The sequence below is a fragment of the Bacillus sp. SD127 genome, from assembly GCF_058566445.1.
Map to the genome: position 1 here is coordinate 309,751 of NZ_CP191226.1, position 18,796 is coordinate 328,546.

The following is an 18,796-nucleotide window of genomic DNA, read 5'->3' on the forward strand; positions in this document are numbered from 1 at the left end:
AAGCTGTAATAGATCATCAGCTGTTAAAGGGCTGATGATCTTCTATCAACTATAAGTAAATGTTAGAATATGTAAAGGGGGTGCCCATGCTAGAATACATATGGTTAGATGACGAATCACCAATCTTAAAACAACTACCAGTTGAATATACATCAGCTGCTATTTTATTTTCTCCTTTTATTCAAATGCCTGAAGGATGGGAAAAAGCTAAGAGAAAAAATGAGTATGAGCATATTTATCCAAATGATCAAGAAGTAAGGGAAAAAGGAAAAGCAGTTACATGGAAAGAGATCATGTCTTCATGCGGATTCCAAACACATGCAGAGCTGGCGCTGGCTTTGAAGACATCGATATTTGCTTTAAGGGATGAGTACGCGAGAGAGGATGTGGCTGAACTTTTACACGCGAACTTAAAAGGAGATCTCTTTTATCCCAGTGAGGACCATATTTCAAATGTTCATATTCCCGGTTTGGTAAAAGTGCTTCGTTACAACGGGTCCAATCGGTTTTATTACTCAGAACCAATTGTGGAAAACAGCGGCTTTCTGGACACAACTGAGGCTAACTTACGGACGGTTCTTGATGAAGCCGCCGCAGAGCTCATGTTGACTGATGAGAAAATGGATTTTGTATTTATGAGTGTATATGACTCATTCATTAATGTTTTTCTTGCGAAAGATGAAAACATTCATGACATGGTTCAGCGTATGGGCTGGGAGGCCATGTTTTGCGATGAAACCGCGTATATGAATTGGTATAGATAAGAAAAGAACGTACCTCTAAACAGAGGTGCGTTCTTTTTTCTTACCGCTGAAAGAACTCTATCCACTCGCCGTCAGGGCCTTCGATATAAAAATACCGATACCCGTTTGGAAGTGTTGTGATCTCTTCGTCGATAAATTTCGCATTCATTCTTTCCGCTTTTGTATATTCGGCCGCGATGTCATCAGTCAGCAGGGCAATGTGATGCACTTTACCTTCGGCGGGAAGCTCGCTGCTGTAGCCTTGAATCAGTTCGATTTCTGTTTCCGGACCATCTTCAAAGCCAAGAAAAGCAAGCTCGATAATACCGTTCGTATGAGTGATGCGGTCCTTCAATTTCATGCCGAGAACCTCTTCATAAAATGAAATGGACGCGTTAATATCCCTTACCATAATGCCTGTATGGTCAATTCGTTTTGCCATGCTGTTCCTCCTAGAAACTCTTTTTGTCTATCGTAGAAAAACCTTTCCTTTCTGTCAATGAAGACATCTTGGCGTTTTGTGGTACGATAAGAAAAAGCAAACAGAAAGAGGACGAACATATATGAAGCTACTCACCCTAAAGCAAGCACACGCTGCAAAAATCAAAAAAGGCTATCCGCTCATCGAAAAGGAAGCTCTCACCGGCAGTGCGGGGCACGTCAAAGAAGGCGACCTCGTTGATGTCGTGTCTGAAAGCGGCGAGTTTCTCGCAAGGGGCTATTACGGCCTGCAAAACAAAGGGGTCGGCTGGACGCTCACCCGCAATAAAAATGAACAAATCGACCAAGCATTTTTCCTCAGTAAATTAACAAGAGCGGTACAAGCGCGTGCAAATCTTTTTGCGACGCCTGATACAACGGCTTTCCGTCTCTTCAACGGGGAGGGCGACGGCATCGGCGGCGTCACTGTTGATTATTATGACGGATACCTGCTGCTCCAATGGTACAGCAAAGGCATTTACACCTTTAAAGAAACGCTCATTGCCGCTCTGGATGAACTGGATATTGAATATAAAGCGATTTACGAAAAGAAACGCTTCGATACGGCTGGACAGTATGTCGAGGATGATGACTTCGTGAAGGGAGAAAGAGGCGAGTTCCCGATCATCATTCAAGAAAACGGGATACAATACGCGGTTGATTTAAACGAAGGCGCCATGACAGGCATCTTTTTAGATCAAAGACATGTGCGCAAAGCGATCAGAGACCGCTATGCCAATGGAAAAAACGTCTTAAACACGTTTTCTTATACAGGTGCGTTCTCAGTGGCGGCAGCGCTTGGCGGAGCGGAGAAAACAACAAGCGTGGACGTGGCAAATCGAAGTCTGGCCAAAACGATCGAGCAATTCAGCGTGAACAAGCTGGATTACGAGGCGCACGATATTAAAGTGATGGATGTTTTTAAATACTTCTCATATGCGGCGAAAAAGGATCTGCGCTTTGATCTGATTGTTCTCGACCCGCCATCCTTTGCCCGCACAAAAAAACGCACCTTCAGCGCGGCCAAGGATTATAAAAATCTGCTGAAGGAAACGATCGCCATTACAGCCGACAAGGGCATCATTGTCGCCTCTACAAACAGCAGCGCCTTCGGAATGAAGAAATTCAAAGGCTTTATCGATACCGCGTTCAAAGAAACAAATGAACGCTATACGATTATAGAGGAATTTACATTGCCGGAGGACTTTAAAACGATGTCAGCATATCCGGAAGGCAATTACTTAAAAGTTGTCTTTCTGCAGAAAAAATAAAAGAAAAAAGCTGCCCGGTTCGGGACTGACCCCATAAGATGAGACAAATAAAAAACACCTTCAAGTTTGAAAACGGATAGTTGTTATCCGAAATAAGACTTGGAGGTGTTTTTTGTATGGGAACAAGAATGAGTTATCCGATTGAAGTCAAACATAAGGCTGTAGAAATGAGATTGGCAGGCGTGCCTATGAAAGCGATCATGCAGGAATTGAATATCAAGAATAAGACGCAGGTTCAGACATGGGTTAGATGGCATAAAGCTGGGGATACACATCGATTTGAACAGCCTGTTGGTAAGCAATACACTTACGGAAAAGGTCCGGAGTATTCTTCCGAATTAGAGAAACTGCAGGCAGAGAACCGTTATCTGAGACAACAAAATGAAGTTTTAAAAAAGTACAACGAATTGGAAAGGAAGTTGATAGCCAAACGTCAGTCGAACTTGTAGAAGTATTGCACGGCACAATGACCGTACAGAATATCTGTGTTCATTTAGGTATCTCACGAGCGTCTTATTATCGTTGGAAGAAGAACCTGATGAAAGATCATCCCAAGCGCCATTTGGAAAAACAAATCGGCACGTTGTGCCGAGAGCACAAGTATCGATATGGATATCGAAAAATTACAGCTATATTAAAAAAGGAAATGCGTATTAACCATAAAACGGTTCAGCGTATCATGCAGAAAAATCAGTGGCAGTGCCGGGTTAAGGTGAAAAAGCGCAAGAAGAATGGGCAGCCATATGCCGTGGTTGATAATATATTAGATCGGAACTTTCAGTCCGATCATCCTCTTGAAAAACTAGTAACGGATATCACGTATTTGCCTTATGGACAGAAACAATTGTATCTTTCCAGTATATTGGATGTATACAATGGAGAAGTAATTGCTTTCACGATTGGAGATAAGCAGGACACAGACTTTGTCTTAAACACACTTGATCAGCTGCCAACACTGTCTCAGAACTGCGTGTTACATAGTGACCAAGGATCTGTGTATACATCTTATGAGTATCAGAAAGCTGTTAAAACAAAAGGCATTACCATGAGCATGTCCCGCAAAGGGACGCCCGCTGATAATGCCTCCATCGAATCGTTTCATTCCTCACTAAAGTCTGAAACGTTCTATCTTAACAGCATTGATCGAACCACGACCGCCATCGTAGAACGCACTGTCAAAGAATACATTTATTATTATAACAACATTCGTATTCAAACGAAACTAAACAGCCAATCACCGATAAGCTATCGGCAATTGGCTGTATAAAAGGTGTTTTGATCCCTGTCTCAAAAACGGGGGTCAGTCCCGTTCAGGGCAGCTTTTTATGTAGAAATGATTTGCTGGACGCGTCCGATACGGCCATCTTCCAGACGGACTTTAATGCCGTGCGGGTGATAGCTTGATTTCGTCAAAATATCCTTCACTGTGCCTCGCGTCAGTTTTCCTGTTTTTTGATCCGCTTTCAAGACAATATCAACCTGTAATCCTTTAGAAATGCTGCTCCGCTCTTGCCCGTTCATAGCACACTTCCTTTCTTTTTATTCATTATAGTCGTTATGGTTTAAAAGTAACAGCCGGCTGATGAAGCGTATGTTTATTTTTTTCTGCTTTTATTAAATATAATGTCAGCCCTGCGCCCGCTATGCTGAGAATGGCGAAGAGCAGATAGACCGCGAAGATGGAAACGTAGTCAAAAATGTATCCGCCAACAAACGTACAGAACCAGTTGCCGAATCCGTTGCCGATGGCGGCGTACATGGTTAGCGCTGTCGCCTCCACATGGCTCGGGGTAATCTTTTTGACGTACTGCAGCGCCGCCGGAATAAATAAACCAATAGAAACGCCTTGGAGACATACCGTCGCATAAATGATCCATAACGAAGGCTCTGTGAAGTAAAGCGTCCATCTGAATAATGAAACCCCGCCGGACAGTATGATGACATTGAGCAATCCCATTTTATCTATGAATTTCTGCGCAAACCTCATAAACGGAATTTCTGAGATCACTCCGATAAAAAATAAAAGGCCAATGGCGGAAAGAGACGCGCCGCTTTTGTCGAGAAACAGACTGAAGTATGTATTGTTCGCTAAATTTGGTGCAAATGTCGTAAAGGTGATGATCATAAAGATGAGGAAAGGTTTGTTGCTGACCAGCTCCCGGAACCCTTTGCGGATATTGATCTTTGTTTTTGTTTTCTGCTGGCCCGGCATCTGTGAGGCCAATATGGCTGCCATGCACAGAAAGGCACAGCCAAAGATAAAGATGACGTGAATGGGGTACAGCTGATTCGTCACCTGTCCCATGACAAACACCGCAATGCCGAATCCGAGAGAACCAAACAGGCGGATTCCGCCGTAGTTTCCGTTTGTTTGTTGTGTGTAGCGTAAAGAAATGCTGTCTGACAATGGAATGATTGTGCTCTGAAAGGCTGCAAAACAGGCCGCAATCAGAATAAACAGGGGAAAGCCGTCAAATGCGATGTAGCCGAGCCCGATGACACCTGTTACAGATGTACAAACCGCAAGCAGGCTTTTTGTTTTTTGCGTATAATCACTCAGCATACCCCAAAACGGCTGGAAAAAGATCATCACAATCGGGCCGAGTGACATAATCAAGCCGACTTGTGAGCCGCTTAAATGCTGTTCCTTTGTTAAATACATACTGAGCAGCGGAATGATACTGCCTGTGCCCAGGAAAGCAAACAAATAAAATCCTTTTAATGCTGCGTAGTGCCGTTTCACCTGCAAGTTATGCATGGGGGTGCCTCCTTTGGTATCCACAAATTACATTATATTGTAATTTTGCAGCTTTTCAATGGAAGGAGACACAAAAAAACTGCCCTTGCCAGGACAGTTTTTTCTTCCTACATAAATGAAAGTAAAAACGGCGCCGCGCAAAGCGTCATAATCGCCGCAAGGATCATTGACACGCTGGAAATCGTGCCGGACACTGAGCTAAGCTCAAATGCTTTAGATGTGCCCGCTCCATGTGCGCTTGTGCCGAGCAGCACGCCCCGCGCAATTTCGTTATCAATGCGGAAATAGCGGATGACCATCGGGCCGATGACGGTGCCGAACAATGCAGTCAAAATGACAAATATGGCTGTGACCGCAGGCATTCCGCCGATCATTTCAGATACGTTCATGGCGATCGGCGTTGTCACTGATCTTGGAACGAGGCTGTCAATCAAGCCAGTTCCGAGGTGAAGCCATTTCGCAATAAGAGCTGTAGAAATAATCGCGATGCATGAGCCGAGGGCGACGTTTAAAATAATTTCCACTGCGTATTTCTTTAAAACAGGGAAATATTTATAAAGCGGGATCGCAAATGCCACGGTAGCCGGCTGAAGCATATCGGTCAGCACTTCACCGCCGAGATTATATGTCTCGTACGGGACATTCACCAGCAGCAGCAGACCGACTAACACAGCGGGCGTCACCAATAGCGGCGACGTATAGACTCGCGGAAAACGAGAATATACTTTTTTTGCTCCTAAATACACCAAAACCGTTAATAACAAACTTACAATTCCGATGAACACGTATGTTTTTTCTCCTTTCTTTTTGCAATGATTTGTGTAAGCGTTCCTGTGGACACCATCACGACAAACGTGCTGATGATGACAACAAGCAAAATGCTGACACCGAATTTTGACATAATGTCTCCGTATTCAATCACTCCGACGGCAGACGGGATAAAAAATAAAAGCAGCTCCCCAAGAAGCCACGCCGCGCCAAGCTCTATCCATTCAAGCTTGATGATTTTAAAGTGTAATAATGTGAAAAGAATCACAATCCCAATTATACTGCCGGGAATATTTATATGAAGAAGGGCTGTCACCCAATTAATCAGCCGAGCAAATATAAATAACAGAGCGATTTGAATAACGGTTAGCAACAGTTTTTTCATATTGATGCCTCCCTTATATTCATATTGTACATAAGGACTCGCTATAGGTAAAATATATATATAGCATAATAAGTATTCCTTTTGTCTATAGAAGAGGTGAAGTACATGGATATCCGCCATTTAACATACTTTCTGGAGGTCGCCCGTCTGAAAAGTTTTACGAAGGCGTCCCAATCACTTTATGTTTCCCAGCCGACGATATCGAAAATGATCAAAAATTTAGAAGCAGAGCTTGGGATCGAGCTTTTTTACCGAAACGGCAGACAGGTGGAGCTGACGGACGCCGGCCATAGCATGTATGTGCAGGCGCAGGAAATCATTAAATCATTTCAAAACCTGACATCCGAGTTAAATGATATTATGGAGGTCAAGAAGGGGCATGTGCGAATCGGACTGCCGCCGATGATCGGCTCAGGTTTTTTCCCGAGAGTGCTCGGCGATTTTCGGGAAAATTATCCGAATGTGACCTTTCAGCTTGTTGAGGACGGCTCTATCAAAGTCCAAGAAGGCGTTGGGGATGGTTCTCTTGACATCGGTGTTGTTGTTCTCCCCGCAAACGAAGACATTTTTCATTCATTTACGATCGTAAAAGAAACATTAATGCTTGTCGTACACCCTTCCCACCGGCTGGCGGGTGAGAAAGAGAGCCGATTACAAGATTTGAAGGAAGAGCCTTTTATTTTCTTCAGGGAGGATTTTGTTCTCCACAATCGAATTATGATGGAATGTATCAAGGCCGGATTCCGACCCCATATCATTTACGAAACCTCACAATGGGATTTTATCAGTGAGATGGTGTCAGCCAACCTGGGGATCGGACTTTTGCCGGAACGCATATGCCGCGGCCTTGATCCGGAAAAGGTCAAAGTCATTCCGCTTGTCGATCCGGTCATCCCTTGGCATCTTGCGATTATATGGAGAAAGGATCGCTATTTGTCCTTTGCGGCAAGAGCTTGGCTTGAACATACGAAATCGTATTTATGGGATCCGAAAAAAAGAGAGAGTAAAGGATGATGCTAATATGGATGCACAATCAGCAGCAAAACGTCTAACAGCCGTCCGGAAGCATAGCCCTCTGGTGCACAGTATAACAAACAATGTTGTGACAAATTTTACAGCGAACGGCCTGCTCGCCCTCGGTGCATCACCCGTAATGGCTTATGCGAAGGAAGAGGTCGCCGACATGGCGAAAATCGCGGGTGCGCTCGTTTTAAATATCGGAACGCTAAGCAAAGAAACCGTCGAAGCTATGATCATTGCGGGTAAATCAGCGAATGAACATGGCGTACCCGTCATTCTTGATCCCGTGGGGGCTGGAGCGACACCGTTCCGCACTGAATCGGCACGTGAGATGATTCGTGAGGTGCGCCTCTCTGCAATCAGGGGAAATGCCGCGGAAATTGCACATACCGTCGGTGTTTCGGATTGGATGATCAAAGGAGTCGATGCCGGTGAAGGCGGAGGCGACATCATCCGTCTGGCTCAACAGGCGGCGCAAAAACTGAACACGGTCATTGCGATTACTGGGGAAGTCGACGTAATTGCCGACGCATCTAACGTATACACTCTTCATAACGGCCACAAACTGCTGACGAAGGTGACAGGCGCCGGATGTCTTCTGACTTCAGTTGTCGGTGCTTTTTGTGCAGTGGAAAAAAATCCGTTATACGCTGCCATCGCTGCGATTTCCTCATATGGTGTTGCGGCACAGCTTGCCGCGCAGCAGACAGCTGACAAAGGTCCGGGGAGTTTTCAGATTGAATTGCTGAACAAGCTGTCTTCTGTCTCTGAACAAGATGTACTAGAGCTAGCGACAATAGAAAGGGTGACAGTCTCATGACACGTATTTCTCGGGAAATGATGAAAGAGCTATTATCTGTTTACTTCATTATGGGTTCAAACAATACGAAAGCTGATCCTGTGGCAGTCGTGCAAAATGCATTAAAAGGCGGTGCCACTCTGTACCAGTTTCGTGAAAAGGGCGAAGGCGCATTGACAGGAGAGGAGCGGATTGCCTTCGGCGCAAAGGTTCAGGCGGCATGCCGTGAAGCCGGAGTCCCTTTTATTGTCAATGATGATGTGGAGCTGGCACTGAAGCTGAAGGCAGACGGTGTGCACATCGGCCAAGAGGATGCGAAAGCAAAAGAGGTCCGTGACGCCATTGGCGATATGATCCTTGGCGTGTCCGCCCATACGATGTCTGAGGTGAAGCAAGCCGAGGAGGATGGAGCAGATTATGTCGGTCTTGGTCCGATCTATCCGACGGAAACAAAAAAGGATACAAGAGCTGTGCAGGGTGTGTCTCTGATTGAAGCGGTGAGACGTCAAGGCATCAGCATCCCAATTGTCGGCATCGGCGGCATCACAATAGAAAATGCCGCTCCCGTCATCGAAGCGGGGGCTGATGGTGTCAGTATGATCAGCGCTATCAGTCTGACGGAAGATCCGGAAGAAGCCGCACGCAAATTTTACGATGTTATTCACACATATAAGACCGGCAGATAACCCGATTTGCCTTCAAAAGGCTGTCCTGTAAAGGGCAGCCTTTTTGCTGTTCCGCCAAGGTTTTCAGACCTTCAAATTTTCATTGACAAAGATCGGGAACTGGCTATGATTATGATATACAATGATAATCATTTTCAATTATAGGAGGAGCATGATGGCTCGGGGGCTGACACTTATATTACTCAGCTTGTTGATGTTTTTCGGTTCGGCGGTGCATGCGGAAAATGATCCGATTGCTTCCCTGCTTGAATTAAACAAGCAAATGATCAAATCTGTACGAGACGGAGATATAGATTCCGCACAGCAAACATTTGAGACCTTCAAATCGGCGTGGAAAAAGGAAGAACCATCTATTAAGAAGGAAAACCTTTCATCCCACAGCAAAATGGACTCGAATATCGCTATGATTTCTCTTTCTTTCATTAATCAAGACGCGAACAAACTCGAAACACAGCTTGAAGAGCTTTCTTCTCACTTAGAAACCTACCAGCAGGCTGCCGTACTGAAGAAGGCATCCTCTGGTCAATCAAGGGCGTCCTTAACAGCCTATATTCAAAGCTTAAAAGACACAAAACAATTGATAGAAAAAAAACAGATGGGTGAAGCGTCAGCCGCTATCGACAACTTAATCACATCTTGGCTGGCCGTAGAAGGAGACGTCGTATCCCAATCCAAAGAAGCGTATACCACATCGGAGGAAAATCTGGCACTCATGAAGGCTGAAATCGACAGCCATCCCGATCAGGTAATAAAGCAAATTGACGAAATGATTCAATTGCTTGAGCCGATTGCTTCGAGCAGCTACAGCTGGTGGGACGCGGCATTGATCCCAATTCGAGAAGGGATGGAGGCGCTGCTTGTCATCGGGGCGCTTTTGACCATGACAAAAAAAGCCCGTGTCACCCGTTCTTCTGCATGGGTCTGGGGCGGCGCGTCAGCCGGCATGTTCGTTTCCTTAGCAGCCGGAATCGGCGTCACCCTCCTGTTCTCCTCGAATGTATTCGGAGAAAACAATTTCTTGCTAGGCGGAATCACCGGCTTGCTGTCCGCTGTCATGCTTTTGTATGTCGGGGTGTGGCTGCATAGAAACGCCTCGATGGACAAGTGGAGAGAAAAAATCAATATCCAGAAATCACAGGCACTGAAAAAACGAAGCCTGCTGTCCTTTGCGCTCATTGCATTTCTGGCAGTCGTGAGGGAAGGGCTCGAAACAGTCATCTTTTTCATCGGCCTTGTTGGAAAGCTCTCTCTCACTGAGCTGATCGGCGGGACAGCCGCGGGGCTTGTCGTTCTCGTCATCGTCGGTGTTCTTATGATGAAGCTCGGAATGCGCATTCCATTGAAGCCGTTTTTTCTGCTGTCAATGGCGGTTGTCCTGTATATGTGCGTGAAATTTCTCGGAACAGGCGTCCACAGCCTGCAGCTCGCGGGGATTCTTCCGTCTGACGCAGAAAGCTGGCTGCCGTCTGTGTCCGTTCTCGGAATTTATCCGTCCGTGTACAGTACGATTCCGCAATTGCTGATTTTGCTATTTTTACTGATTGCGCTTATCTCAGAAGCGGCAAAACATTATACAAACGGAAAGGAACTGACAAAATGAATATCACAAAGATTGCTGTAACAGCCGGATGCATCCTTGCACTGTGTGCGGGATGCGGAGCCAATGACACTTCGTCAACTAAAGAAAAAGCGTCATCTGATAAAAGCGGAGTAAGCAAAGAGATCGCAGCTTCCGTTGATAAAATGGAGAACATGATTTCCGAGCTGAATGAATCAGCTGAAAAAGCTGATCAAAAAGAGATTCAAAAGAAGGGGAAAGAATTAAACAGCTACTGGCTTTCTTTTGAAAATGATATTCGCAGCGACTATCCGTTCGAATACACAGAAATCGAAAAGCATCTTCAGCCAATCTACACAGAAGCGCAAAAATCCAAACCGGATTCAGACAAAATCAAGACAGAATCCGAGTCACTGAAAGCGTCCTTAGATGACCTGACAGAAGCGAAGAAGAGCAGCAAAAAGGCAAGCGATCAGCTGGCAAAAGCGGCAGATGAATATAAAGACTACGTCAAAGAGCAGAGCGATCAGCTTGTGAAGGCGACTGAAGCATTTACAGCTGCCGTGAAGGCAGGCGATATTGAAAAATCAAAGACGTTATATGCGAAAGCGCGCGTCTATTACGAAAGAATTGAACCGATTGCCGAAAGCCTCGGAGATCTTGACCCGAAAATTGATGCCCGTGAAAACGATGTAGAAGAAGGGGACAAATGGACAGGGTTCCACAAGCTTGAGAAAGCCATTTGGAAGGATAAAAATATTTCCGGGGAAAAGGCGACGGCTGACCAGCTTGTCAAGGATGTAAAAGAGCTTGACGGTTCGATTGAATCATTGACATTAACGCCTGAACAAATTGTGGCTGGCGCGATGGAGCTTCTGAACGAAGCAGGTATTTCTAAAATTACGGGTGAAGAGGAACGCTACTCACGAATCGATTTAGTCGATCTTATGGCAAATGTTGAAGGCTCCGAGGCTGTGTATCAAACTGTGAAAAGCGCGCTCGTAAAAGACCACTCTGATCTGACGGAAAAGCTGGATACCGAATTCAGCGAATTTGAAGTTTTAATGGCAAAATACAAAACGAATGATCAGGCCTATACGTCTTATGATAAATTAAGTGAAGATCAAATCAGAGAGCTGAGCACAAAGCTGACGACTCTTTCTGAAACCATGTCGAAGATTGCGAATGTGCTATAAAAGGAGTTTTGTAACAGCATGAGCGATGAACAGAAAAAGCCAGAACAAATTCACAGACGGGACATTTTAAAATGGGGAGCGATGGCTGGAGCGGCCGTGGCGATTGGCGCCAGCGGCCTCGGCGGTCTCGCTCCGCTTGTTCAGACCGCGGCTAAGTCATCGAAGAAGGACGAAAAAGAGGATGACCAGGTTGTTCCATTTTACGGAAAGCATCAGGCCGGAATCACCACTGCCCATCAGACGTACGTGTATTTTGCCGCGCTTGATGTGACGGCGAAGGAGAAAAGCGATATCATCACGTTATTCAGAAACTGGACCAGCCTGACACAAATGCTGACGTCAGGAAACAAAATGTCGAGCGAGCAGAAAAATCAATATCTGCCGCCGCAGGATACGGGTGAATCGGCTGATTTACCGCCTTCCAACTTAACGGTTACTTTTGGCTTCGGGCCTGACTTTTTCGAAAAAGATGGAAAGGATCGTTTCGGACTGAAAGGCAAGAAACCGAAACACCTTGCTGCTCTTCCGGCGATGCCGAATGACAATCTCGATGCGAAGCAGGGAAGCGGAGACATCTGCATCCAAGTATGCGCAGATGATGAACAAGTGGCGTTTCACGCGCTGCGAAACCTGCTGAATCAAGCGGTGGGCACCTGTGAAGTCCGCTTTATAAACAAAGGCTTTTTAAGCGGAGGCAAAAATGGAGAAACGCCGCGCAATCTATTTGGGTTTAAAGATGGAACAGGCAACCAAAGCACCAAGGATGACACCTTGATGAACTCGATCGTGTGGATTCAGTCTGGCGAGCCTGACTGGATGACAGGCGGAACTTATATGGCTTTTCGGAAAATCAAAATGTTCCTTGAAATTTGGGACCGCTCTTCCCTGAAGGATCAAGAGGATACTTTCGGCCGCAGAAAAAGCTCCGGGGCGCCTTTTGGCCAAAAAAAAGAAACAGACCCTGTCAAGCTGAATCAAATCCCGTCAAATTCGCACGTCAGCCTTGCGAAATCTACGGGGAAACAAATTTTGCGAAGAGCCTTTTCTTACACAGAAGGCATTGACTCCAAAACCGGTTATATGGATGCAGGTCTCCTGTTTATCAGCTTTCAAAAAAATCCCGACAATCAGCTCATTCCCATGCTGAAGGCACTTTCGGCAAAGGATGCGTTAAATGAATATACGCAAACGATTGGTTCTGCTTTATATGCAATTCCCGGCGGGTGTAAAAAAGGAGAATATATCGCCCAGCGGTTGCTTGAATCATAAAAAGAAGCCATGCGGGCTTCTTTTTTAAAAAACAGTTGTAACTTTTATTGTTACAGTTTAAAATCAACCTATACGAAAGGAGACAATCATGACAGTACAGATAAAAGTTTATTCAGATTACGTGTGCCCATTTTGTTTCATTGGAAAAGCCGCTTTTGAAGAGGCGATAAAAGGAAAGGATGTTGAAGTCGAGTGGATGCCGTTTGAATTGCGTCCAAGTCCTTCACCGCAGCTTGATCCTGTAAACGACCCTTCCAAGAAGTATATGTGGCAAACCTCGATCAGACCGATGGCGGAGAAATTGGGAGTCGATATCAAATTTCCAAACGTCTCGCCTCACCCATATACAGACTTGGCTTTTGAAGGCTTTCACTTTGCCAAAAAATACAACAAAGGACATGAGTACAATACCCGTGTATTTGCAGCATTTTTCCAAGAGGGCCAAAACATCGGGGAGATTGATATCTTGACGAAGCTGGCGGAGGAAGTTGGCTTAGACGGAGCATTATTCAAAGCTGCGCTGGAAGGAAGAACATATCACGACGTGCAGCGGCAAGCTCTGAAGCACGCCTATGAAGAAGCTGACATTACAGCCGTACCAACCTTTGTCATCGGCGACACCGTGATTCCAGGAGCAGCCGGCAAGGAAGTATTTGAAAACGCGATTTCTCAGGAACAACAGAAAACGTAACCTAAGAAAGCTCTCTAAACAAAAATCTGTTTAGAGAGTCTTTTTTAATCTTGATCCATATGAATTCCCGTATGCGCCTTCACCTGAATTTCCGCAAATGTATCTTCATTAGCCGTTTTATCAGAAGACAGAAGCGTTCCAAGCCACGCACCGAGGAAACCGAGCGGAATCGAAATGATGCCCGGATTAGACAACGGGATGAGCGGCTCGCCTACAAAAATAGCACCTCCGGCCGGGTCCCATACACTCGGGCTCATCGACACGAGGACAAGAGCACTAATCAGCCCAGTCAGGCTGCCCCATAATGCGCCTGAGGCATTGAATCTTTTCCAAAACACAGTAAACACAATCAGCGGAAGGTTTGCGCTGGCGGCAACGGCAAATGCCAATGCGACAAGAAAGGCGACATTTAAGGATTGAGCAAAAATCGCAAGAATGATAGACAGCACTGACACGGCGACAGATGCCCATCTGGCCGCTTTCATCTGTTCTTTCTCAGTTGCTTCTCCTTTTCTGATAATCTGGCTGTAGATATCATGGGCAAACGCTGAAGCGGCAGACAGCACCAAGCCTGTCACCACTGCCAAAATCGTGGCAAAGGCGATGGCTGATACAAACGCGAACAGGAAATCTCCTCCGAGTGCTTTTGCCAGAAGCGGCGCCGCCATGTTTCCTGCTGGATCGGCCGCTGTAATCGAGTCAAAACCGACAAACGCGGCTGCGCCAAATCCGAGAAATACCGTCATAATGTAAAACACACCGATGATCCACGTTGCTGAAACGACTGATGCCCGGGCAGTTTTGGCATCCTTAACTGTATAAAAGCGAATTAAGATGTGCGGAAGGCCGGCGGTCCCCAGCACAAGTGCCAAATTCAGCGACAGGGTTTCAATCGGGACCTTGTATTTGTTACCTGGATTTAAAAAATCAGCGCCAAGCGGGGTAGCGGTTTTCATTTGCTCAAACATTGTATTAAGGTTAAAACCAAATTTAGAAAAAACGATGATGGAGATGACGAGGGTGCCGGCCATCAGCAAAACGGCTTTGATAATCTGAACCCAGCTCGTCGCGATCATTCCGCCGAACACGACATAAATGGTCATGAGCACTCCGACAATCAGAACGGCCGCGGTATAATCGAGCCCAAGCAGCAGTTTAATCAGCGCCCCTGCCCCCACGAGCTGAGCGATCATATAAAAGGTAGAGATGGCGATGGTATTGAGAGCGGCGACACCGCGGATCTTCTTTTCTTTAAAACGCGCCGCAATCATGTCCGCCATCGTATACTTTCCGAGATTCCGAAGCGGCTCCGCCACGATATAGAGGACAACGAGATAAGCGACAAGAAAACCGATGCTGTAAAAAAATCCGTCGAACCCATATAACGCAATCATTCCGGCAATGCCGAGGAACGACGCGGCAGACATGTAGTCGCCGGCAATTGCCAGTCCATTCTGAACACCGGTGAGCCCGCCGCCGGCCGTATAAAACTCACTCGTCGTTTTCGTTTGTTTCGCTGCAAAATACGTAATCACAAGCGTTAGACCGACAATCGCTACAAATAACAGAAACGCTGTCAGGTTCATGTCTGTTCACCCTTCAGCTCTTCTTTTAAAGCGTTTACAAATTGGTCGTAACGAGCTGCCTTTCGGGAATACACCGTACAGAGTGTCCACGTCATAGCGAATTGAGCGATAGCAAACAGCCAAGCCCATGAAACAGCACCAACTGCCGGAGTATTCAAAAAGGTGAAATAAGACGTTAAAACAGGGAGTGAAAAATAAAAGACAAAAAAGAAAATCGCAGTTGGAACAATAAAGGCCCGTTTCTGCTTCAAAAAGGCTTGAAAAGATGGAGATCCAGCAATCTTTTGGCAATCAGCTTGCGATCTGTACATGGCTTTCCTCCTTTTATTCTGCTGAAAAAGAAGCATAAAGGTACACCAATAGGTATGTACAGAAAGTCTGATTTATTCTTCAGGATCATAAAGTGGACGAAAAAAGCAGGAAACGTGAAGATAAGAACGCGGGGGTATAAAACGGGCGAAGGTTTTCCAGCTGCTGTATATTAACAAGTTTGCTTTCAAAACCTCACCAAATGCAGCCTTGCAAAGCTGCTCTTTTTCTAAAGTCCGGTTTCATGTTCGCATCACCTCTTTATGACAATGCATGTGCCAAGAGGTGACCGCATCACCAGCTGTCTGTCATATTTTAGGCTGAAACACCGTTTGTCCTCAAAATCGGCGCAGTATATAAGCTATCGAATAGAGGAAATGGTGAAAACTCAGATCAGATGATAGAAAAGCCAGAGGTAAAAGATCCGCCTGTCCGGATTAGTCTTGGCGGACGGTTTTTTTGTGATTGGTTTTCCTCATCGCTGTTTCAGATTCTAAAAACTGCCTCACATCATGAATGCCTAACCCAATGGATCTAGCTTCTTGAATCAACAAATGCCAATCTTTGTCCAAATCTTTTTTAACTTGAGTTTTCATAGTAACCTCCAATTGTATAAAATGTTTTCCTGCAACATCCTGGCAATAAAAGGCAAGCCGGTGCGATGATGAGGCGAGTACAACAAATTTCACACATAGTTGCTCGGTGTTCACAAACTGAAGGAAAAATCACCTACCTATTCCCTAAAAAAATGACTAATATAACCAATGGACCTTATTTATAATAATAAACAATTAAATACTGACTGGATAGTATGTAAATGAAAATAAATCCTATTGCCTATTAAATATGACCCCTTAACAACCGAATAGCATACCTCTGGAAAGAAATAAATACCGCAAAAGATTGATCCGGTGTAAGATAAGGGTAATCATACCGGCTGGAGAAAAATATGAAAAAAAACAAATTTCAAATTAAAAGAGAGCAAACATTTGAAAAATTTATAGAGGCTGGCTTGAATCTATTGATTGACCGAGCGTATGACCCTGTGTCTGTGGAAGAAATCAGCAGAGCTGCCGGGTACAGTAAAGGCGCATTTTATGTTCATTTTGACAACATGGAAGACTTCCTGCAGCATATCTTCGAAAATCATCAAATGAAAAAACAGATTATCATCGGCTACCTGGATGAAATCGAGCGGACATCTGCGAAACCGCTGACGCTGCATGAGGCTGCAAAACATGCCGCAGAGCTGCTGTTTTCTTACTACAAAAATAAACCATCATGGGACATCACCTCGTTTGCAATGAATATGCCGACCTTTAAAGCTGTCCAAAAATGCAAGGCTTATGTGGGGCTATACGAATTGTGGGTGGAAGAAAATACTTCATATATTCATTGGCTGAAGGAGAGAAAGCTGGTTGACGACAGTATTGATCCTGTATATACGGCTAAAATAATATGTGCGGTGCTTGACGGAATCATCAAACAATCGCGTGTATTGGGCCATCCGGCCACATTCCGCAGCTTTTTTGACGCGCTTTCCGTTTTTGTTACTTTTAACCGCGAATACGCAAAGCTAAGAAATTTGAAAAGTTTTTCAGAAAGCGAGGAACATCAGTGAAGTATAGAGAAATGATTATGTATATCATTATGGGGGTTTTCACGACAATCGTGAATATCGCCAGCTTTTATATATTGGTAGAGATCATGAATGTGGATTATAAAGCTGCTACAGTAGCCGCTTGGATTTTGTCTGTTCTGTTTGCTTACATCACAAATAAAGTATATGTGTTTCAGCAGAAGACAGATGACCTGCAAAGCCTGCTGAAAGAGCTCACTGCCTTTTTCAGCGTTCGGGTGCTGTCTCTCGGCATAGACCTTGGCATGATGATCATCCTTGTCGGACAGTTCCATACAAATGAAACGCTGGCCAAAATACTCGACAATGCGGTGATTGTTGTCGTCAACTATGTCGCAAGCAAATGGCTCGTCTTTAAAAAGACAAAAGAAGAAGGGGTATGACAAGGGCGGCAGCATATGATCTTCCGTTTTCGTTACAGAAAGACCGGGAAACAAAAAATAAAAACCATGAAAGGTGATGCACATGCGGGAAGAATTGAAGGGGATATTTGCAAGTGTATTCGGAGAGAAAGAGGGATTACGGTTTTTTTTCGCACCGGGAAGAGTGAATCTGATTGGAGAACATACGGATTATAACGGCGGGCACGTGTTTCCGTGCGCGCTGACCATGGGTACATATGCTGCTGTTGCAGAAAGAAAAGACGGGCTGGTCAGATTGTATTCGGACAACTTTCAGGAAGCCGGCATAAAGGAATGCAATCTTGACGGCATCCGTTATCAAAAAGAAGATGACTGGGCCAATTATCCGAAAGGCGTCATATATGAATTTCAGCAAAGGGGTTATTCGATTCCGCATGGCTTTGACATCGTGTTTTCAGGGAATATTCCAAACGGGGCAGGGCTTTCATCTTCCGCTTCCATTGAGCTGCTGATGGCGGTCGTGCTCCAAAGCTATTTTCATCCTCAACTCGATGCGCTGGAGCTTGTCAAAATGGCGCAGCATGCGGAAAACACATTTATCGGTGTCAATTGCGGAATTATGGATCAATTCGCAATCGGAATGGGGAAAGAACATCATGCGATGCTTCTGAACTGCGATACGCTGGACTATGAATATAGCAAACTCGATGTCTCCGGGCTTGCGCTGGTTATTGCGAACACGAACAAAAAAAGGACATTGGCGGACTCAAGCTATAATGCGAGACGCCAAGAGTGCAGTGACGCGTTGCTGGATCTGCAAAAGGAGCTCGACATTACATCACTTGGCGACATCAAGCCTTCTGACTTCGACGCCCACTCTGGCCTGATCCAAAATGAAACGAACAGACGCCGCGCAAAGCACGCCGTATATGAAAACCACCGCGCCATCAAGACCGCCGACATGTTTAAAGAAAACAATATTCAGGAAATCGGGCGGTTAATGAAGGAATCCCACCTTTCATTGAAGGATGATTACGAGGTGACATGCCCGGAACTCGATGAGCTCGTATTTGCAGCGTGGGAGCAAGAAGGAGTGATCGGCTCAAGAATGACGGGAGCGGGTTTCGGCGGCTGCACGATCAGTATTGTAAAGGATGATTTTGTTGATGACTTTATCCAAAAGGTTGGAGACAAATATCAAGAAAAAACAGCACTCAAAGCGGATTTTTATGTCGCTGATATTGGTGAAGGAGCGAGAGAACTAAAGGGGGAGTGA

The 18,796-nt window shown here is 45.3% G+C and carries 21 protein-coding genes; 13 read left to right on the forward strand and 8 right to left on the reverse strand.

Annotation, left to right across the window (positions count from 1 at the left end; all coding sequences use genetic code 11):
- Positions 1-86: 86 nt before the first annotated feature.
- Entirely contained in the window at positions 87-764 is a 678-nt protein-coding gene (locus tag ACQVGS_RS01640; protein WP_316961144.1) for a DUF2711 family protein, read from the forward strand.
- Between the two features lie 40 nt (positions 765-804).
- Here ACQVGS_RS01640 and glxA read toward each other — a convergent pair whose 3' ends face one another.
- A complete protein-coding gene (glxA, locus tag ACQVGS_RS01645; protein ID WP_010332375.1) occupies positions 805-1,185 on the reverse strand; it encodes a glyoxalase GlxA in 381 nt (126 codons plus the stop codon).
- Positions 1,186-1,306: 121 nt separating this feature from the next.
- On the opposite strand from glxA, the gene ACQVGS_RS01650 reads away from it, so the two are divergent.
- Together ACQVGS_RS01650 and ACQVGS_RS01655 are read left to right on the forward strand one after the other, a co-directional pair.
- Complete coding sequence (locus ACQVGS_RS01650) at positions 1,307-2,494, forward strand: class I SAM-dependent rRNA methyltransferase (protein ID WP_106019773.1); 1,188 nt, start codon at positions 1,307-1,309, stop codon at positions 2,492-2,494.
- Between the two features lie 116 nt (positions 2,495-2,610).
- Positions 2,611-3,761 (forward strand): IS3 family transposase gene (locus ACQVGS_RS01655; RefSeq protein WP_491830789.1). Its coding sequence is split into 2 segments (ribosomal slippage): positions 2,611-2,884 and positions 2,884-3,761, totalling 1,152 coding nucleotides; the frame shifts between segments, so codons are not numbered across the junction.
- A 56-nt stretch (positions 3,762-3,817) separates the two neighbouring features.
- Here ACQVGS_RS01655 and ACQVGS_RS01660 read toward each other — a convergent pair.
- From ACQVGS_RS01660 to ACQVGS_RS01675, 4 genes are all read right to left on the reverse strand, one after another.
- A complete protein-coding gene (locus ACQVGS_RS01660; RefSeq protein WP_010332373.1) occupies positions 3,818-4,015 on the reverse strand; it encodes a YwbE family protein in 198 nt (65 codons plus the stop codon).
- A gap of 34 nt (positions 4,016-4,049) precedes the next feature.
- Positions 4,050-5,252 (reverse strand): MFS transporter, encoded by a 1,203-nt coding sequence (locus tag ACQVGS_RS01665; RefSeq protein WP_106019772.1) that lies wholly within the window; start codon positions 5,250-5,252, stop codon positions 4,050-4,052.
- A gap of 107 nt (positions 5,253-5,359) precedes the next feature.
- Positions 5,360-6,037 carry a CidB/LrgB family autolysis modulator gene (locus tag ACQVGS_RS01670; protein ID WP_044159947.1) on the reverse strand — a complete coding sequence of 226 codons (678 nt, stop codon included), beginning with the start codon at positions 6,035-6,037 and terminating at the stop codon, positions 5,360-5,362.
- A complete protein-coding gene (locus ACQVGS_RS01675; protein ID WP_003222205.1) occupies positions 6,019-6,405 on the reverse strand; it encodes a CidA/LrgA family holin-like protein in 387 nt (128 codons plus the stop codon). Before ACQVGS_RS01675 ends, ACQVGS_RS01670 begins: the two co-directional genes overlap by 19 nt.
- 105 nt (positions 6,406-6,510) lie before the next feature.
- Between ACQVGS_RS01675 and cidR the strand changes: the two genes are divergently transcribed.
- From cidR to ACQVGS_RS01710, 7 genes are all read left to right on the forward strand, one after another.
- Positions 6,511-7,419: a cidABC operon transcriptional activator CidR gene (gene cidR / locus ACQVGS_RS01680; RefSeq protein ID WP_010332370.1), complete on the forward strand. Its 909-nt coding sequence runs from the start codon at positions 6,511-6,513 to the stop codon at positions 7,417-7,419.
- A gap of 7 nt (positions 7,420-7,426) precedes the next feature.
- Entirely contained in the window at positions 7,427-8,245 is an 819-nt protein-coding gene (gene thiM, locus ACQVGS_RS01685) for a hydroxyethylthiazole kinase (RefSeq protein ID WP_024123305.1), read from the forward strand.
- The gene (gene thiE / locus ACQVGS_RS01690; protein WP_106019771.1) at positions 8,242-8,910 is read left to right on the forward strand and encodes a thiamine phosphate synthase; all 669 of its coding nucleotides are present in this window, start codon (positions 8,242-8,244) and stop codon (positions 8,908-8,910) included. Before thiM ends, thiE begins: the two co-directional genes overlap by 4 nt.
- Positions 8,911-9,064: 154 nt before the next feature.
- On the forward strand, positions 9,065-10,510 hold the full coding sequence (gene efeU / locus ACQVGS_RS01695) for a ferrous ion permease EfeU (protein WP_188323828.1): 1,446 nt from the start codon (positions 9,065-9,067) through the stop codon (positions 10,508-10,510).
- Positions 10,507-11,664, forward strand: coding sequence for an iron uptake system protein EfeO (gene efeO / locus ACQVGS_RS01700; protein WP_188323368.1), 1,158 nt, complete (start codon positions 10,507-10,509; stop codon positions 11,662-11,664). The genes efeU and efeO overlap by 4 nt, the downstream gene beginning before the upstream one ends.
- Before the next feature lie 18 nt (positions 11,665-11,682).
- Positions 11,683-12,933: an iron uptake transporter deferrochelatase/peroxidase subunit gene (efeB, locus tag ACQVGS_RS01705; RefSeq protein WP_188323367.1), complete on the forward strand. Its 1,251-nt coding sequence runs from the start codon at positions 11,683-11,685 to the stop codon at positions 12,931-12,933.
- 88 nt (positions 12,934-13,021) lie between these two features.
- Complete coding sequence (locus ACQVGS_RS01710) at positions 13,022-13,624, forward strand: DsbA family oxidoreductase (protein ID WP_151174607.1); 603 nt, start codon at positions 13,022-13,024, stop codon at positions 13,622-13,624.
- A gap of 44 nt (positions 13,625-13,668) precedes the next feature.
- Here the strand turns inward: ACQVGS_RS01710 and ACQVGS_RS01715 are convergent, their stop codons facing one another.
- The 3 genes from ACQVGS_RS01715 to slrA form a co-directional block, all read right to left on the reverse strand.
- Complete coding sequence (locus tag ACQVGS_RS01715) at positions 13,669-15,210, reverse strand: solute symporter family protein (protein WP_106019767.1); 1,542 nt, start codon at positions 15,208-15,210, stop codon at positions 13,669-13,671.
- Complete coding sequence (locus ACQVGS_RS01720; protein ID WP_188323366.1) at positions 15,207-15,521, reverse strand: DUF485 domain-containing protein; 315 nt, start codon at positions 15,519-15,521, stop codon at positions 15,207-15,209. Before ACQVGS_RS01720 ends, ACQVGS_RS01715 begins: the two co-directional genes overlap by 4 nt.
- 435 nt (positions 15,522-15,956) lie before the next feature.
- Positions 15,957-16,115: a transcriptional regulator SlrA gene (slrA, locus tag ACQVGS_RS01725; RefSeq protein WP_024123297.1), complete on the reverse strand. Its 159-nt coding sequence runs from the start codon at positions 16,113-16,115 to the stop codon at positions 15,957-15,959.
- Between the two features lie 353 nt (positions 16,116-16,468).
- Between slrA and ACQVGS_RS01730 the strand changes: the two genes are divergently transcribed.
- From ACQVGS_RS01730 to ACQVGS_RS01740, 3 genes are all read left to right on the forward strand, one after another.
- On the forward strand, positions 16,469-17,140 hold the full coding sequence (locus ACQVGS_RS01730; RefSeq protein ID WP_095712734.1) for a TetR/AcrR family transcriptional regulator: 672 nt from the start codon (positions 16,469-16,471) through the stop codon (positions 17,138-17,140).
- Positions 17,141-17,157: 17 nt separating this feature from the next.
- Positions 17,158-17,541, forward strand: a complete 384-nt coding sequence (locus tag ACQVGS_RS01735; protein WP_024123295.1) for a GtrA family protein — start codon at positions 17,158-17,160, stop codon at positions 17,539-17,541.
- An 82-nt stretch (positions 17,542-17,623) separates the two neighbouring features.
- The gene (locus ACQVGS_RS01740) at positions 17,624-18,796 is read left to right on the forward strand and encodes a galactokinase (RefSeq protein ID WP_400153031.1); all 1,173 of its coding nucleotides are present in this window, start codon (positions 17,624-17,626) and stop codon (positions 18,794-18,796) included.

Excerpts from the sequence above, each read along its gene's own strand:
- ACQVGS_RS01640 (WP_316961144.1), top strand. The coding sequence starts at position 87 with ATGCTAGAATACATATGGTTAGATGACGAATCACCAATCTTAAAACAA.
- glxA (WP_010332375.1), bottom strand. The coding sequence starts at position 1,185 with ATGGCAAAACGAATTGACCATACAGGCATTATGGTAAGGGATATTAAC.
- ACQVGS_RS01650 (WP_106019773.1), top strand. The coding sequence starts at position 1,307 with ATGAAGCTACTCACCCTAAAGCAAGCACACGCTGCAAAAATCAAAAAA.
- ACQVGS_RS01660 (WP_010332373.1), bottom strand. The coding sequence starts at position 4,015 with ATGAACGGGCAAGAGCGGAGCAGCATTTCTAAAGGATTACAGGTTGAT.
- ACQVGS_RS01665 (WP_106019772.1), bottom strand. The coding sequence starts at position 5,252 with ATGCATAACTTGCAGGTGAAACGGCACTACGCAGCATTAAAAGGATTT.
- ACQVGS_RS01675 (WP_003222205.1), bottom strand. The coding sequence starts at position 6,405 with ATGAAAAAACTGTTGCTAACCGTTATTCAAATCGCTCTGTTATTTATA.
- cidR (WP_010332370.1), top strand. The coding sequence starts at position 6,511 with ATGGATATCCGCCATTTAACATACTTTCTGGAGGTCGCCCGTCTGAAA.
- thiM (WP_024123305.1), top strand. The coding sequence starts at position 7,427 with ATGGATGCACAATCAGCAGCAAAACGTCTAACAGCCGTCCGGAAGCAT.
- thiE (WP_106019771.1), top strand. The coding sequence starts at position 8,242 with ATGACACGTATTTCTCGGGAAATGATGAAAGAGCTATTATCTGTTTAC.
- efeU (WP_188323828.1), top strand. The coding sequence starts at position 9,065 with ATGGCTCGGGGGCTGACACTTATATTACTCAGCTTGTTGATGTTTTTC.
- efeO (WP_188323368.1), top strand. The coding sequence starts at position 10,507 with ATGAATATCACAAAGATTGCTGTAACAGCCGGATGCATCCTTGCACTG.
- efeB (WP_188323367.1), top strand. The coding sequence starts at position 11,683 with ATGAGCGATGAACAGAAAAAGCCAGAACAAATTCACAGACGGGACATT.
- ACQVGS_RS01710 (WP_151174607.1), top strand. The coding sequence starts at position 13,022 with ATGACAGTACAGATAAAAGTTTATTCAGATTACGTGTGCCCATTTTGT.
- ACQVGS_RS01715 (WP_106019767.1), bottom strand. The coding sequence starts at position 15,210 with ATGAACCTGACAGCGTTTCTGTTATTTGTAGCGATTGTCGGTCTAACG.
- ACQVGS_RS01720 (WP_188323366.1), bottom strand. The coding sequence starts at position 15,521 with ATGTACAGATCGCAAGCTGATTGCCAAAAGATTGCTGGATCTCCATCT.
- slrA (WP_024123297.1), bottom strand. The coding sequence starts at position 16,115 with ATGAAAACTCAAGTTAAAAAAGATTTGGACAAAGATTGGCATTTGTTG.
- ACQVGS_RS01730 (WP_095712734.1), top strand. The coding sequence starts at position 16,469 with ATGAAAAAAAACAAATTTCAAATTAAAAGAGAGCAAACATTTGAAAAA.
- ACQVGS_RS01735 (WP_024123295.1), top strand. The coding sequence starts at position 17,158 with ATGTATATCATTATGGGGGTTTTCACGACAATCGTGAATATCGCCAGC.
- ACQVGS_RS01740 (WP_400153031.1), top strand. The coding sequence starts at position 17,624 with ATGCGGGAAGAATTGAAGGGGATATTTGCAAGTGTATTCGGAGAGAAA.